15 protein-coding genes are annotated in these 14,572 nt (G+C 56.0%); 9 read left to right on the plus strand and 6 right to left on the minus strand.

All coding sequences use genetic code 11. The features are described 5' to 3' along the window. Window positions 1–562 precede the first annotated feature (562 nt). Together H1Y61_RS22415 and H1Y61_RS22420 are read left to right on the plus strand one after the other, a co-directional pair. On the plus strand, window positions 563–1,351 hold the full coding sequence (locus H1Y61_RS22415) for a dioxygenase family protein (protein ID WP_180575491.1): 789 nt from the start codon (window positions 563–565) through the stop codon (window positions 1,349–1,351). A 13-nt stretch (window positions 1,352–1,364) separates the two neighbouring features. Next, the gene (locus H1Y61_RS22420) at window positions 1,365–1,697 is read left to right on the plus strand and encodes a hypothetical protein (protein WP_180575378.1); all 333 of its coding nucleotides are present in this window, start codon (window positions 1,365–1,367) and stop codon (window positions 1,695–1,697) included. 136 nt (window positions 1,698–1,833) lie between these two features. Here the strand turns inward: H1Y61_RS22420 and H1Y61_RS22425 are convergent, their stop codons facing one another. Next, complete coding sequence (locus tag H1Y61_RS22425; protein ID WP_015918531.1) at window positions 1,834–2,784, minus strand: LysR family transcriptional regulator; 951 nt, start codon at window positions 2,782–2,784, stop codon at window positions 1,834–1,836. Window positions 2,785–2,885: 101 nt separating this feature from the next. Here H1Y61_RS22425 and H1Y61_RS22430 point away from each other — a divergent pair, with 101 nt between their 5' ends. The 7 genes from H1Y61_RS22430 (at window position 2,886) to H1Y61_RS22460 (ending at window position 10,813) form a co-directional block, all read left to right on the plus strand. Then, window positions 2,886–3,959 (plus strand): maleylacetate reductase, encoded by a 1,074-nt coding sequence (locus H1Y61_RS22430; RefSeq protein WP_180575379.1) that lies wholly within the window; start codon window positions 2,886–2,888, stop codon window positions 3,957–3,959. 28 nt (window positions 3,960–3,987) lie between these two features. Continuing rightward, window positions 3,988–5,745, plus strand: a complete 1,758-nt coding sequence (locus H1Y61_RS22435; protein WP_180575380.1) for an FAD-dependent monooxygenase — start codon at window positions 3,988–3,990, stop codon at window positions 5,743–5,745. 335 nt (window positions 5,746–6,080) lie between these two features. Next, complete coding sequence (locus H1Y61_RS22440) at window positions 6,081–7,361, plus strand: ABC transporter substrate-binding protein (RefSeq protein WP_180575492.1); 1,281 nt, start codon at window positions 6,081–6,083, stop codon at window positions 7,359–7,361. 58 nt (window positions 7,362–7,419) lie between these two features. Beyond that, entirely contained in the window at window positions 7,420–8,139 is a 720-nt protein-coding gene (locus tag H1Y61_RS22445) for an ABC transporter ATP-binding protein (protein WP_180575381.1), read from the plus strand. Beyond that, window positions 8,139–8,861: an ABC transporter ATP-binding protein gene (locus H1Y61_RS22450; RefSeq protein ID WP_180575382.1), complete on the plus strand. Its 723-nt coding sequence runs from the start codon at window positions 8,139–8,141 to the stop codon at window positions 8,859–8,861. The genes H1Y61_RS22445 and H1Y61_RS22450 overlap by 1 nt, the downstream gene beginning before the upstream one ends. Beyond that, the gene (locus H1Y61_RS22455; protein WP_180575383.1) at window positions 8,848–9,711 is read left to right on the plus strand and encodes a branched-chain amino acid ABC transporter permease; all 864 of its coding nucleotides are present in this window, start codon (window positions 8,848–8,850) and stop codon (window positions 9,709–9,711) included. Before H1Y61_RS22450 ends, H1Y61_RS22455 begins: the two co-directional genes overlap by 14 nt. A 10-nt stretch (window positions 9,712–9,721) precedes the next feature. Next, a complete protein-coding gene (locus H1Y61_RS22460) occupies window positions 9,722–10,813 on the plus strand; it encodes a branched-chain amino acid ABC transporter permease (protein WP_180575384.1) in 1,092 nt (363 codons plus the stop codon). Between the two features lie 24 nt (window positions 10,814–10,837). On the opposite strand, the gene H1Y61_RS22465 is transcribed toward H1Y61_RS22460, so the two are convergent. The 5 genes from H1Y61_RS22465 to H1Y61_RS22485 all read right to left on the minus strand — a co-directional run bounded on the left by H1Y61_RS22465 (window position 10,838) and on the right by H1Y61_RS22485 (window position 14,493). Continuing rightward, complete coding sequence (locus H1Y61_RS22465) at window positions 10,838–11,386, minus strand: carboxymuconolactone decarboxylase family protein (RefSeq protein ID WP_180575385.1); 549 nt, start codon at window positions 11,384–11,386, stop codon at window positions 10,838–10,840. A gap of 18 nt (window positions 11,387–11,404) precedes the next feature. Continuing rightward, the gene (locus tag H1Y61_RS22470; protein WP_235680981.1) at window positions 11,405–12,223 is read right to left on the minus strand and encodes an IclR family transcriptional regulator; all 819 of its coding nucleotides are present in this window, start codon (window positions 12,221–12,223) and stop codon (window positions 11,405–11,407) included. Between the two features lie 110 nt (window positions 12,224–12,333). Beyond that, window positions 12,334–13,269, minus strand: a complete 936-nt coding sequence (locus H1Y61_RS22475; protein ID WP_180575386.1) for a fumarylacetoacetate hydrolase family protein — start codon at window positions 13,267–13,269, stop codon at window positions 12,334–12,336. Between the two features lie 193 nt (window positions 13,270–13,462). Then, window positions 13,463–14,056, minus strand: coding sequence for a VOC family protein (locus H1Y61_RS22480; RefSeq protein ID WP_156554418.1), 594 nt, complete (start codon window positions 14,054–14,056; stop codon window positions 13,463–13,465). Between the two features lie 35 nt (window positions 14,057–14,091). Beyond that, window positions 14,092–14,493, minus strand: coding sequence for a heme-binding protein (locus H1Y61_RS22485; protein ID WP_235680982.1), 402 nt, complete (start codon window positions 14,491–14,493; stop codon window positions 14,092–14,094). Window positions 14,494–14,572 lie beyond the last annotated feature (79 nt).

A 14,572-nucleotide genomic window follows, 5' to 3' on the forward strand; every position in this document is an offset into this window, starting at 1 on the left:
TATTTTGATTTCCCGAGATCTCTGTAATTCAGACCCGCAGAGATCTCGGTTCAGATTGCAGTTTATGGATTGTGGAGCGGAAGGCCTGAGTGGACTTGCCGTATCGTGTTGAGATGCGCCTCCAGTCTTTGATGCTTGGCAACATTTTTTCGATGAAGTTGCTTGCTATAAAGAGCCTTGTCGTCTGCAGGGAGACATTCCTTTGTCTTGCAATGCCTTACAAAAACAAACAAACGGCAGAAGCCAAAACACTTGGATCACTAGGTCCTGAGGCTGGCGAGACTCCACCCCGATGGTAGAGCATTCGCTGCGCGAAACTGCGCAATCGGGGTCGCCTCTCCAAACTTTTTGCATGACCTAATGTTATATTATTTGCGCATGAAACAATCTTATGACCGGTGAAACGCGCATATCATTGATACGCTGCATGGGTTTGGCTGTCTGGAGGAGGCCCCCGCGCGACCGTTGTCGAAAACATGGCACGGGAAGAGTTGGTTAGCAAAAGGAGATTGCCGTGAACTACTTCGTGGAGGAGGATTCGGTCGCTATCGTCAACGCCCGCATGGGTAAAGATACGAACCCGAGATTGGCTGAAATCATGTCGGCGCTGGTCAAGCATCTGCATGCCTTCGTCAAGGAAACCCGGTTGACCTCTGAGGAGTGGGAGATTGCCATTGGCTTTCTAACCAAGACCGGCCAGATCTGTACCCAAGAGCGGCAGGAGTTTATTTTACTGTCCGATGTACTGGGCTGCTCCATGCTGGTGGATGCCATCACCAATCGCCGTCCCAAAGGTGCCACGGAAAGCACGGTGCTTGGCCCATTCCACGTTGAAAACGCCCCTATTCGCGACCATGGCACTGTGATCAGTCTGGATGGCAAGGGTGAGAGCTGCCTGTTCGAAGGTCGCATTCTCGACCTTGATCACCAACCGATCGAGGGTGCATGTGTTGATGTCTGGTCGGATAACGCCGATGGCTTCTATGACGTCCAGCAGCCCGATATCCAGCCGAAATGGAACAATCGTGGCCGGTTCATCACAGGGGCCGATGGGAGCTATCGCTTTGTGGGCATCCGTCCGGTGAGTTACCCGATCCCTGATGACGGGCCGGTTGGCGCGCTGCTGGAACACCTTGGCCGTCATCCCTGGCGGCCAGCGCATATGCATTACATGATCAGCGCACCCGGCTTTCGCAAGCTGGTCACCCATACCTTTGTCGGCGGCGATGAATATCTTTCCTCCGATGCGGTGTTCGGGGTGAAGGAAACGCTCGTTGCCCCTTATGAGCGACTTCAGGATGCTGCAACCCTGTGGCGATCACCTTTTGACTTCGTGCTAACACCAGAATGAAAGTGAACCGGCGGTGCCAAACCTGAAGATATATGTCGACGAAACCATTTTCGAGGCATCCCGCGCCAGTCTTCACGAGGCGCTGCCGCGGATCCGGGATCTGCTGTGCGAGGCTTTTCAGGTCGCGCCATCGGCCTGCCAACTGGCCGTCATCCCGGTTGTTGGATTGCCAGACCAGCCTCAACTCAATATCGAACTGCTGATCCTGCCGCATGCCAAGCGCACCGAAACTGTCATTCGGGCAGCGGCAGAAAAGCTGCGTGATCTACTGACTACGGCCACAGGCGCGCATGGTGCGGTGCGCATCGCTCACCTAGACCCTGTGACCTATGTCGCATTAAAATAGCAACAGTCGCTTATACCAAGTCTCGAAGATGCTCACGCATCCTCGACTTGAAGACATTGAAAATATCTCAAATGCGTCAGAGGCTTGAGATATTTTCAAAAGGAATACGAAGAATCATTTTCAATGAATCTTCGTATTAGCCGCGACGGCGGGTTACTTGCTGCTCATGTTCCATGCGAGTGCTGAGATGTTTGAACTTTTCGGTCACAAACGCGACAAACCGCTCCAGCGCTGGCGGCGGCATCCGCTCCGTGGCTGTCAGCAATCCCAGTTGGCGATCAGGATGCTCAATGCGCAACGGTAGTGCCTGGAGAGGGATGACCCGCTGGTGGGTAAAGACAACAGAATAGGGCAGAACCGTCAGAGAATCCGACCCCAGCACAACGCTGAAAATAGACGCCAGCGTTCCGCCTGAAAAACTCACTTTGAAATCATCGAGCCCGATTGATTTCAAAGATCGTTGCAAATCGCGAAACAGCGGGCTGTCGGGCGGTGGCGCAATCCAGGAATAGGGTTCGATGTCCGCCAGGGTGATCGCGCCGCGCCGCGCCAATGGGTGTGTGGCACTGCCAACAATAACGTTGCGGCCAGCCAATAAGGGTGTGAACTGCATGTCAGCCGGGATCATATTGGCGTGCATCGGAAGGATAGCGAGATCAAGCGCACCGCTGCGCAGGCCGGCAGAAAGATCCTCGAAATAGCCATAGGTCTGGGTGATTTGCACATCGGAATGGCGGTTTTGAAATTCCGCCACCATGCCAGCAACCACGCCATCGAAGAAAATTGGCGTTCCGCCCAAACGCAATCGGCCCGCCTGCCCCTGACGATAGCGCTGCACCAGACGGCTGGCCTCAAGGTTTTGAGTTCTGATTTTGGCCCCGAGCCGCGCCAGCTGATTGCCAAGCTCCGTCGGGCGCAGAGGCCGACGCCCGGCCTCAAACAGCGGCGTGCCAATCCGCTCCTCCAAAAGCGCCATGGTGCGCGACACTGATGGCTGCGATTTACCAAGCGCTTCAGCGCCCTCCGTCAGGCCGCCCTTTTCGACGATGACCGCTAGGATTTCGAGATGCTCACTGTCTATCTTCATAACAAAAGATTATATTATATCGCCACCTTCCGATCAATATCCGCCTTTCACTGATCTATTGTCGCCTTCATAGGAGCCAGACGGTCGGCAGGAGGAGCCCCATGTCATATTTCCGCGAAGAGTTTGCCTCGACCTGGCCGGCATTGCGTGTGCGTTTCGGCATTGGTGTGCGTCACGATCTGGTCGCAGAAATCACACGGTTGGAATGTCATCGTGCGCTGATCCTGACAACGCCGGAACAGGCGCATGTCGCGGAAGAGTTCGCGGCTCTGTGTGGCGACCACGCCGCAGGCATTTTCACCCGTGCCCGGATGCACACACCCGTGGATATATCAGAGGAAGCAACGGCTTATGCCCGCGACATTGGCGCCGATTGTCTGGTCGCCATTGGCGGCGGCTCCACAACCGGCCTTGGCAAGGCCATTGCTTTGCGCACTGATCTGCCACAAATCGTTGTTCCAACGACCTATGCGGGCAGTGAAGCAACCGCCATTCTCGGACAGACGGAAAATGGCGTTAAAACCACATTGACCGGCGCCAAGGTTCAGCCCGAAGTTATTCTCTATGATGCAGAACTGGTGCGCAGCCTGCCTGTCGGCATGACCGTCACCAGCGCGTTGAATGCGATGGCCCATGCCGCCGAAGGCCTTTATGCGCAAAATCGCACCCCCTTGACCACGCTGATGGCGCTTGAAGGGCTGCGCGCCTTTCGCGATGCCCTGCCCCGCGTGCTGGAAGATCCGTCTGATCTCAAGGCGCGTGGTGAAACGCTCTATGGCGCATGGTTGTGCGGAACGGTGCTGGGTCAGGTCGGCATGGCGCTGCACCACAAGCTATGCCACACGCTGGGTGGTAGTTTTGATTTGCCCCATGCTGAAACACATGCCGTGATCCTGCCGCATGCAATCGCCTACAACAGCGTTGCCGCGCGCGATGAATTGCGCCCATTGGCTGAGCTTTTCGGGGGGCACGAGCCAGGAGCAGCACTTTATGACTTTGCCCGCACATCGCACGCCCCGATGGCGCTGAAAGACCTGGGATTGAAGGAGCGCGACCTTGATCGGGCAGCCGATCTTGCGGCGCAAAATCCATACTGGAATCCACGTCCTGTGGAGCGGGACGCGATAAGGCGGCTTTTGCAAGCGGCATGGTCTGGAGAGCCGCCGGTCGCCTGACATAGTTGAAGAGGGAGGAAATTGACAAATGGCAGACATTACAACGGATGTGCTGATTATCGGCACTGGACCGGCAGGCTCGGCAGCGGCAGCCCTGCTATCGACCTACGGGATCAACAATATGGTCGTCAACCGCTATCGCTGGTTGGCCAATTCACCACGCGCTCACATTACCAACCAGCGTGCCATGGAAGTGCTGCGCGATCTTGGCCGTGATGTGGAGGACGAGGCCTATCTGTTTGCGACGCATCAGGACCTGATGGGCGAAAACATTTTCTGCGAAAGTCTGGCGGGTGAGGAAATTGGCCGCCTGAAAGCATGGGGCAATCATCCCCTGAGCAAGGCTGAACATCTCATGTCGTCTCCGACGAAGATGAATGACTTGCCGCAAACTTTCATGGAGCCTTTGCTGTTCAAGGCGGCTTGTTCGCGCGGAACTCAAGCCCGCATGTCCACCGAATATCTGCGCCACGAACAAAATGCCGAAGGCGTGTTGACCACCTGCAAGGATCGGCTTTCAGGACATGAACTGACCATCCAGTCGAAATATCTCGTCGGTGCCGATGGCGCAAAGTCGCTGGTGGCCGAGCATGCTGGCCTGCCGTTTGAAGGCAAAATGGGTGTCGGTGGTTCGATGAACATCCTGTTCAAGGCCGACCTCACCAAATACGTCGCGCATCGTCCTTCGGTTCTCTACTGGGTCATGCAGCCGGGTGCGGATGTCGGCGGCATCGGCATGGGGCTGGTGCGCATGGTGCGCCCTTGGAATGAATGGCTGATCGTCTGGGGCTATGACATTAACGGGCCGGAACCGGAAGTAACAGAGGAGCTTGCCACCGGCGTGGCGCGGCAATTGATCGGCGACCCTGATTTGGAAATTGAACTGTTGGCGGCCAACACCTGGACCGTGAACAATTATTACGCCACCCGCACCTCCAATGGCCGCGTGTTCTGTGTTGGCGATGCCATCCACAGGCATCCGCCCTCCAATGGCCTCGGCTCAAACACCTCGATCCAAGACTCCTTCAACCTTGCCTGGAAGCTTGCCATGGTTCTGAAGGGTCAGGCTGGCGAGGGCCTGCTGGAAAGCTTCAACGTCGAACGCGCTCCAATCGCCAAGCAGATCGTCAGCCGTGCCAATCAGTCGATTGGCGAAACCGGGCCGATTTTCGCAGCGCTTGGCATGAGTGAAGGCGTCGATCCAGAGCAGATGCAGAAAAATCTTGAAGCCCGCACGGATGGAACCGAGGCGGCTGAACAGCAACGCGAGGCCATCCGCAAGGCAATCGCCTTCAAGAAATATGAGTTTGACGCGCATGGCATCGAAATGAACCAGCGTTATCGATCCGATGCCATCGTCACTGACGGGCAGATCGAACCCGATTTCCTGCTGGATGCCGACCTGCATCACCAGCCAACCACCTGGCCGGGTGCACGCCTACCGCATGCGTGGCTCTACAAACATGTCGGGGGTGCCGAAGTATCAACTCTCGATCTCTGCGGCCATGGCAAATTCACGCTGCTGACGGGCCTGGGTGGAAAAGCCTGGGTGGACGCCGCCGCAGCGGTGGGCAACGAACTGGGCATGGAGATCAACGCGCATATGATCGGCCCGCGCCAAACCTATGTCGATCCCACCGGCGACTGGGCGCGGTTGAGCGAGATCCGTGATACCGGCTGCGTTCTTGTTCGCCCCGACCACCATGTGTGCTGGCGCAGCACGGCAGCAAGCGCCGCACCGGCGGACGACTTGCGCCGTGTGCTGCGGCAGATTTTGGCGCTCTAAGCCAGCAATGGCACCGAGATGATCGGTGCCATTCCAATGCCAGTTCATAACCTGATGACATATTTACCACGACGATTCAGATCAATTATGTGGTTTCTGGCTGTTAGCTTTTGACCTGGGAAGACGGGAATTGGGGGAGGAGACCCATTTCGAAAGGTGCGTGTGCGTGATGCGCAGGATCGCTCAACAGCGATCCATGCACTTTTGACCAGATTCCAGAGATGAAAGACGGGTGTGTGGCATTAACGGTCGGCGGATGCGGGCTTTGATGCCGACGGCTACCGCATTCAGACAGAGCTCAACGCGCGGGGAGGCGCATGGCAATGGGACGACCGATATTCACCAGACGTGATTTTATCAAGACAACCGCCGTCAGTGGCGCTGTGCTTGCAACCTCTGGCTTGGCAACGCCCGCGATTGCCAAGGAGGTGGCCATCAAACTTGGCTATGTCAGCCCCCAGACTGGCCCACTTGCTGGCTTCGGCGAAGCCGATAAGTTTGTCATCGATGCATTTATGACAGCAACCAAAGCCATGGGCCTCAACTATCAGGTCATCGTCAAGGACAGCCAGTCAAACCCCAACCGGGCCGCTCAGGTGGCCAAGGAATTGATCGTTGACGACGAAATCAATTTGATGCTGGTTTCCTCGACGCCTGAAACGACAAATCCGGTCTCAACCACCTGCGAGGGGGAAGGTGTAGCGTGTATTTCCACTGTCGCACCGTGGCAATCCTGGTTCATCGGCCAGCAGGGAAATCCCTCCGATCCAGCAAGCTGGAAGCCGTTTAATTATGCCTACCACTTCTTCTGGGGGCTGGAGGATATCATCGCGGTCTACACCGGCATGTGGAGCCAGCTTGCGACCGATAAGAAGGTCGGCGGCCTGTTTCCCAATGATGGCGATGGTAATGCCTGGGGCGACAAGGTTGTCGGCTTCCCGCCGGTTCTGGAAAAGCTTGGCTATTCACTAACGGACACCGGGCGCTACCAGAACCTGACAGATGATTTTTCCGCCCAGATCAACGCCTTCAAGCAGAAGAACACCGACATTCTGACCGGAGTGATGATCCCGCCGGATCTCACCACATTCTGGAACCAGGCCAAACAGCAGGGGTTGAAGCCGAAGATCGCCTCCATCGGCAAAGCGCTGTTGTTTCCGCAGGCCGTGGAAGCGCTTGGCAATGCCGGTCACAATCTCTCCACGGAAGTCTGGTGGACACCGTCGCATCCGTTTAAATCCTCGCTCACCGGCCAAACGTCGGCCCAGGTTGCGGCGGCCTTCACCAAGGCAACAGGACGTCCCTGGACGCAGCCGATCGGCTTTGCCCATGCTCTTTTCGAACTCGCCGTAGACGTGATGAAGCGCGCAGAAGATGTGAGCGACGCCGAGACTGTTGCCAAAGCGATTGGTGAAACCAAACTGGATACACTGGTCGGCCCCATTGCCTGGGGAAGCGACAAGCTGCCGCCGTTTGCCAGCAAGAATGTGGCCAAGACACCGCTGGTCGGGGGACAATGGCGGCTCAGGACCGGTGGCGGCTATGACCTTGTGGTGGTCGAAAACGGCCTCATTCCGTCTGTGCCGCTCGGCGGCAAGCTCGAACCTCTCGCGTGAGCGCAAACGACCCGCTCCCACACTGCGGAGCGGGTTCGTTTTCAACAGGAGCCTTTGAATGCCAATCCTTGAAATGAGTGGCGTGTCGAAATCGTTTGGTGCCATTGTGGTTGCTGACAACATTGATTTTGCCGTGCAGGAGGGCGAGGCGCTGGGCGTGATTGGACCGAATGGCGCGGGCAAATCCACGTTGTTCAATCTGATCAGTGGCAATCTTTCGGTCGCGTCTGGAACAATCAGGTTTGATGGCCGTGACGTGACGACTATGCCGCCCATGCAGCGTTGTTTTGCCGGAATGGGACGAACTTTCCAGATTCCCCAGCCCTTTGAGCGGCTCACCGTCTTTGAAAACCTCTTGGTTGCCGGGGCCTTTGGCGCGCAGTCCAGTGAGGCAGAGATGACCGATTTCTGTGCCGACATTCTTGTTGAAACCGGTTTGATTGCCAAAGCCAATGCACTTGCAGGCTCGCTGGGCCTTCTGGAACGCAAACGGCTGGAACTGGCCCGCGCACTGGCCACGAAGCCAAAACTGCTGCTTCTGGATGAGATCGCCGGTGGATTGACGGAAGGCGAATGTCGTCAACTCGTCGCCACCATCAGGAACGTTCACCAGCGTGGCGTCGCAGTGATCTGGATAGAACACGTTCTGCATGCGCTAACGGCGGTGGTGGAGCGCATCCTTGTGCTGAACTTTGGCCGGGTGCTGGGCATTGGCGAACCACAGGCGATCATGGCCTCGCGCGAGGTTCGTGAAATCTATCTGGGTCTGGAGGTATGATGACCAGTCTGCTCGAAACACGCGGCCTTACGGCATTCTACGGCGACTTTCAGGCTCTGTTCGGCGTCGATCTCAGGCTGGACGCCGGAGAAATGATTGCGGTGATTGGGGCCAATGGCGCTGGAAAGTCCACCTTGATGCGTGCCATTGTCGGGGTTCTTGCGTCTGAGCCAGACGCCATTCTGCACCAAGGCGTGTCCATCGGTGCGTTGGCGGCACCCGATGTGATGGCGCGTGGCATTGCGCTGGTGCCGGAAGGACGCAAGCTTTTCCCCTCGCTCACCGTCGAGGAAAATTTGCTGATCGGCCAATATGGCCGCACGGTCAATGGGCCATGGTCGCTTGCCAGCATTTATGAGCTTTTTCCCGTTTTGCAGGAACGCCGCCACCAACCTGCGACAGCGCTTTCCGGTGGCCAGCAGCAAATGGTTGCGATTGGCAGGGCGCTGATGTCCAATCCAGAGGTCCTGTTGTGCGATGAGCTGAGCCTCGGCCTTGCCCCGGTGGTGATCAAGGATATCTATGCCGCATTCCCACGCATCCGCTCCGCAGGTGCTGCAATCATCATTGTCGAGCAAGATATTGGTCAGGCACTGAAACAGGCAGATCGCGTCTATTGCATGATGGAGGGGCGCATCACGCTGACGGGCCATCCTTCCGATCTCGACCGCAACGACATTCATGCCGCGTATTTCGGAGCTGAATCCCATGAACTGGCTTGATACCATTGTGCAAGGCGCGCTGCTGGGCGGCCTCTACGCGCTGTTTGCCGCAGGTCTCAGTCTGGTCTTCGGCATTATGCGACTGGTCAATCTTGCGCATGGCGACCTAATTGTCCTCGCCTCTTTCCTAATCCTGGTGCTGGCCAACTCCCTCGGGATCAACCCGTTTTTGGCAGCTCTGATTGCCGCCCCGCTGATGTTTGGGCTTGGCTGGCTATTGCAGACCTATCTTTTGAACCGCACACTCGGCAAGGATATCCTGCCGCCGCTGCTGGTCACGTTCGGTCTGTCAATCGTTGTCCAAAACGGCCTACTGGAGGGCTTCACCGCCGATAGCCGTCGTCTTTCGACAGGCATTTTGGAGACCGCATCGCTGCCTTTGGCGGGACTGAGCATTGGTATCATGCCGCTTTTGACGTTCGGATCGGCGATCATCGTGATTATCGCCCTCAACCAGTTGATCTATAGCACCTCGCTTGGTCGGGCATTTCGGGCCACATCCGATGATCCGGTGACGGCTGGCATGATGGGGGTGCGCCCGCATCGTATCTTTGCCATGGCAACAGGGCTTGCCATGGTTGTGGTCACAATCGCGGCTCTCTATCTCAGCACCCGCGCAAATTTCGACCCCACCGCTGGGCCATCGCGGCTGATCTATGCCTTCGAGGCCGTCATCATTGGTGGGCTCGGATCACTGTGGGGCACGCTGGCGGGCGGTGTTATTTTGGGTATCGCCCAAACGCTAGGTGCCGCCATAAATCCCGAATGGCAGATTTTGGCAGGCCATATCGCCTTCTTGATCGTGCTTCTGGTCAGGCCACGCGGCTTGTTTCCACGCGCAATTGATTGAGGAACAGCAGATGACATCCACCAACATCGCGTCAACCCAAGACAATCCATCAACCGGCTGGCGCATTCAAACCCGAACACGGCTGTCTTCGGCCTTTACGATAGGACTCGTGCTGGTCTTTGCAATGCTGGCCTTAGCTCCGTTTTTTGTGTCGCGTGGCACAATGCAAAATCTGTTTTACATCCTGACGATGCTGACATTGGCGCAGAGCTGGAACCTGCTTGCCGGATATGCGGGGCTGATTTCGGTTGGCCAGCAATTGTTTGTTGGCTGTGGGGCCTATGCGCTGTTTGCAATGGTCATTCTACTTGGCGTCAATCCTCTGATTGCCATTCCCCTAGCGGGCGTTTTCGCCACGATCGTCACATTGCCCACCGCCCTCTTCACCTTCCGTCTCCACGGCTCCTATTTCGCCATCGGCACCTGGGTGATTGCTGAAGTGGGGCGGCTGGTGTTTGCCCAATGGAAAACGCTGGGCGGCGGCACGGGGGCGTCGCTGCCACGCGAGGCCACCCGCGATATGTTTGGCGTCTCCACCATCAGTACAGTGTTCGGCATGAAACCGGCTGTTGCACTGGATTCACTGGCCTATTGGCTCGCATTGTTGTTGACGGGTTTCACCATCGTTTTCGTCTATCGGCTGTTGCGCAGCAAGCAAGGACTGGGCCTTGCTGCTGTGCGCGACAATGAAACAGCGGCAACGGCACTCGGCGTGGATGCCCTTCGTCTGAAATTGACGATTTATCTTCTCACAGCAGCCCTGACCGGCATGACTGGCGCACTGATCTATCTTCAGAAAGCCCGAATTTCACCCGATGCCGCCTTTTCACTCACAGATTGGACAGCCTATGTACTGTTCATCGTAATTGTGGGTGGAATCGGCACCATCGAAGGGCCCATCGTTGGTGTGATCATTTTGTTTTTCCTGCAAAATCTCCTGTCAGATTTTGGCTCATGGTATCTGTTGTTGCTGGGGGCGCTTGCAATCATAACAATGCTGTTTGCACCCAGGGGCATATGGGGGCTATTCTCAGAGCGCACCGGCATTGAGTTTTTCCCGGTTCGCCGGTTGTTGCGCGGTAGAACGAAAAACAAAAACTGACCTCACCGACAAGCAGTGCAAGGATCAGTTCACCCCCAAATCCCCAGAGCCCTCTTCTACCCCGATCTCAAAGGCATTGAGGGTCATAGCAACAAACGTGTAGTAACCAACCACACCCACGAGTTCTGCTAGGCCCGCTTGCCCCAGAACAGTCACAGCCTCGTCATGGAGCGGGCTTGGGATGAAGCGGGTCTCCAATAATGTCTTGGTATAACAATAGACGATGCGGGCTTTATCGCTTGGAAAGGCGGGAATGGCGCGTGTTCGGATTGCCTCGATGACGTGCGGCTCAATGCCAGCTTTCAATGCCTCCCGCTTATGCGCATCCCACTCGAAAATAGCGCCCCAGTCGCGCGCAACCACAAGAATCGCAAGTTCGGACAGATCAGCACCAAGCTCTGTGTTATAGCGAACGAATTCGCCGAGACGTTGTGCCCTTGCGCCCAATTCAGGGCTGTGGATCCACGCCCTGAGCGGTGCTGGAATGTGACCGCGTTGGCCAGATTTTGCTTCCTCGGCCACATTTTTCTGTGCCGGTGACATGTCTTCCAATTGTAGATCGGTCAAACGCATGCGCGTATTTCCTGAGTGTCACGAGAGCAGGAGGGCTTTCGCCTGAACTTCACGGTGTCCGCGCATCGATGTTTCGATTTGCCGGGCCGCATTCATCGCCATATCGACCAGCAGTGCTTTTTCCATGAGATCAAAGCGCGAGCGCGTTGTTAAAATCACCAGGGCCGCCGGGTCGAGTGCGTCACCGACAGGGATCGGAACCGCGACGCCAGCAGCATTCGGGTCAAGCTCCCCGATTGAGACAACATGGCCGTCATTTCGATATTTTAGCATCTGCTTACGAAATTCTGGCCATGTGGTTCCAAGCCCCGCCTCCGCTATTTCCGCCCCATAACGATCATAGAGCTTCTTGAGCTGCGAAGCTGTCATCGACGCCAGCAGGACTTTCGATCCGCCGCCGCGAAACAGCGGCATCGGCCGTCCTCGACCGAAAGCGATTTGACCTGTTTCGTGCGCCAACTCCTGGTGAACCGCCATTATCTTCGTGCCATACATGCTGGCCAGCAGCACATCGCAGCCCGATTCCTGCGCCACCCGCACCATAACTGGCCGGCATGCAATCAGCAGGGGGTCGCACTGGCGGATATAGTAATCGAGTTCAATCACGCGCGGACCAAGAGAATAGCCACCCTCTGCGCGGCGCAACAAACCAGCGTCGCAAAGTTCCTTGACATAGCGATAGCCGGTGGGACGAGAATGCCCACAATATTGGATGATCTCGTCAGCTGACCAAATCGGCTTATCAACCGAAAACAGATCAAGGATCAGGAGCATTTTCGTTAGGCTTGACATGCAGGCTCGCGTGTAGAGTTGTTTGCGCCGATCCGTGAGGGTCATCGCACCGTTGCGACGCACCTATCCCACGCAAAGAGACTCGACCAAAAAAATGCACGCTAATCACCGAAGAGAAGGTGTGCAAGGTGCCCCACCTCCCTCCCCCGATCAAATCATGGGCTGACGGGCGCGTGTTTGCCTGTCAGTTGAACGGCTGGGCCCTTCACGCCTTTGGCCATAAGCTCAACACGTGTTTCGCGTGGCCAGGTTCTCTTCAGGTCATCGCGCACATTGATTGCCAGCCGACCAAGGCCTTCGACTTCCAACTCTACGCTATCTCCATCCTGAAATGCATTGAGACCCCGGTGATTGGTGCCCGTGGCCACGACATCGCCCGGCTCCAAAGCCTGGATATGGCTTAGCCACTCAATGCAACGCGGGATCTTGTGCGCCATGTCATCGGTGTTGAAATCCTGCTTGAGTTCGCCATTGACCCAAAGGCGAACCTGCAAGGATTGCGGATCCGGGATTTCGTCGGCAGTGACGATCCAGGGACCAATCGGGGCAAACGTGTCGCGAGATTTCATCTGAAAATAATTGTTCTTTTCAGGGAGGGTGCCACGCGCTGAACCATCGATGAAGTTCACATAACCGAAAACATAGTCACGCCAGTTCTCAGCAGGAACCTGATGCGCACGCTTGCCAATCACCAAGGCCATCTCAGCTTCCCCTTCAAAGGTCCTTGCGGGAATGTCAGGCAGGACCATGGTGCCGCCCGGTCCGATAACAGCCGTCGATGCCTTGTGGAACGCATTGATGGCGGGCGGTTCCGCAAGCGTTCCGTCCTCCATATAGTTGACGGCCATGCAGACGATATTGCCGGGCTTTGGCAGCGGCGCTCGCAGCGCAACCGATGCCAGGCTGATCGGCGCACCAGCGTCTGCTGCGGCTTCCAGCGCACCGCGAAACTCATCAAACCGTGCGATCAGTCCTTGCATGAGGTCGTGTGGCCCCACATGCGGAATTGCCTCGACTGCGGAGGAAACGTCTATGATGACGTCATCGCGGACGACGCCAAGTTTGTAGGAGTCGAAAAATGCAAGCTTCATGAAGATGATCTCTAAGCTAGAGTTTATCGAGGAAAATGGCACCCAGTTTTCTGAAAAGACAAACGAAAACAAGACAACCTAAACTCTGTCCGGCTCAATCTGAGCCTGACAGAATCCAGCCCCTCGTTGATGCGCGTCTGATACGAGAAATCAGGAGCGCACGATTGCCGATCCGGCACTTTGCGCCGAAGCGTTACTGGGTTTCCAAGATCTTCTGCTTCAGCTTTTCGTTGAAACGATCGCGCCACTCGTGCAACGGCTGGAAATCTTCGTGCGCACGATTGGTTGCCTCGGATATGCGATAAATCTCATCGGCCGGAAGAGTGAAATCGACCGGGTCGGCGCAAGGCTGCTTTACATACCATTCCGTGTCGGTGAAATATTCCAGCCGGTTGCCCTCAGGATCAGGGAAATAGATCGACCAGGCAATGCCGTGGCTCACGCAGCGCATCTCCTTAGTGCCAGCATCAACAAGACGACGATGGACTTCACGCACTTCTTCAAGCGTGTCCAACTTGAACGAAAGCTGCTGCACCTGCGGGGTGTCAGCTGTCCGGCCAGCAAATAGCGCAACCTGGTGATGTTCCTCGATGTTGCGGCTCAAGAAGCACATTCTGCCCGGCACTTCATCTGTAACGATAAACCCGAGCACATTGATGTAATATTCACGCATGAGCGCGAGATCGTGAACGAAAAGCCCGACATGGCTGATGGAAACCTGTTGCATTCCTACCTCCCTGAAACTCACTTTTGATAACAGAACGATATTCCCAATATCGAATACCATATCAATCTCACAAATTGAGATTAACGTCAATATCGTTATGGCGCCTTCGCCGGCAAAATCGCAGAGATGATCTCGGCATTCGATAAAAGCGCGTCCAAGGCAGCCTGGGCAATGCGTTCATCCTGATGGGACTGAACCCCAGACACACCGATTCCGCCCAAGCACCATTTTTCAACCATGATCGGCAGCCCGCCCTGAATCGGCAATCCGTATGAAAGTTTGAGAAAAACGGGTCTTTCTGCGATTCTTTCCTCCATATCCTTTGATTTTCGCCGGGAAATTGCCGCCATTTTTGCTTTTCCGATGGCGATTTCGCTTGTGGCAGAGCCGGTGCCATCCATTCGTTCAAGACGAAGAAGAGCGCCGCCTTCGTCAACAATGGCAATCGTGACACTCCAACTGTTTGCTTCGGCACATCTGCGGGCTGCCTCGCACATCAGAATTATGTCGATCTCATTCAGGTGTGGCCTCATATGCATGTGTCGTTTTCTCCTTAGGGATGAAAGTCTCTCAAAA

This window comes from Agrobacterium vitis (assembly GCF_013426735.1).
Lineage (GTDB): Bacteria > Pseudomonadota > Alphaproteobacteria > Rhizobiales > Rhizobiaceae > Allorhizobium > Allorhizobium vitis_D.

Excerpts from the sequence above, each read along its gene's own strand:
- H1Y61_RS22485 (WP_235680982.1), bottom strand. The coding sequence starts at position 14,493 with ATGTGCGAGGCAGCCCGCAGATGTGCCGAAGCAAACAGTTGGAGTGTC.
- H1Y61_RS22455 (WP_180575383.1), top strand. The coding sequence starts at position 8,848 with ATGAACTGGCTTGATACCATTGTGCAAGGCGCGCTGCTGGGCGGCCTC.
- H1Y61_RS22475 (WP_180575386.1), bottom strand. The coding sequence starts at position 13,269 with ATGAAGCTTGCATTTTTCGACTCCTACAAACTTGGCGTCGTCCGCGAT.
- H1Y61_RS22460 (WP_180575384.1), top strand. The coding sequence starts at position 9,722 with ATGACATCCACCAACATCGCGTCAACCCAAGACAATCCATCAACCGGC.
- H1Y61_RS22480 (WP_156554418.1), bottom strand. The coding sequence starts at position 14,056 with ATGGTATTCGATATTGGGAATATCGTTCTGTTATCAAAAGTGAGTTTC.
- H1Y61_RS22445 (WP_180575381.1), top strand. The coding sequence starts at position 7,420 with ATGCCAATCCTTGAAATGAGTGGCGTGTCGAAATCGTTTGGTGCCATT.
- H1Y61_RS22425 (WP_015918531.1), bottom strand. The coding sequence starts at position 2,784 with ATGAAGATAGACAGTGAGCATCTCGAAATCCTAGCGGTCATCGTCGAA.
- H1Y61_RS22470 (WP_235680981.1), bottom strand. The coding sequence starts at position 12,223 with ATGACCCTCACGGATCGGCGCAAACAACTCTACACGCGAGCCTGCATG.
- H1Y61_RS22435 (WP_180575380.1), top strand. The coding sequence starts at position 3,988 with ATGGCAGACATTACAACGGATGTGCTGATTATCGGCACTGGACCGGCA.
- H1Y61_RS22465 (WP_180575385.1), bottom strand. The coding sequence starts at position 11,386 with ATGCGTTTGACCGATCTACAATTGGAAGACATGTCACCGGCACAGAAA.
- H1Y61_RS22430 (WP_180575379.1), top strand. The coding sequence starts at position 2,886 with ATGTCATATTTCCGCGAAGAGTTTGCCTCGACCTGGCCGGCATTGCGT.
- H1Y61_RS22415 (WP_180575491.1), top strand. The coding sequence starts at position 563 with ATGGGTAAAGATACGAACCCGAGATTGGCTGAAATCATGTCGGCGCTG.
- H1Y61_RS22450 (WP_180575382.1), top strand. The coding sequence starts at position 8,139 with ATGACCAGTCTGCTCGAAACACGCGGCCTTACGGCATTCTACGGCGAC.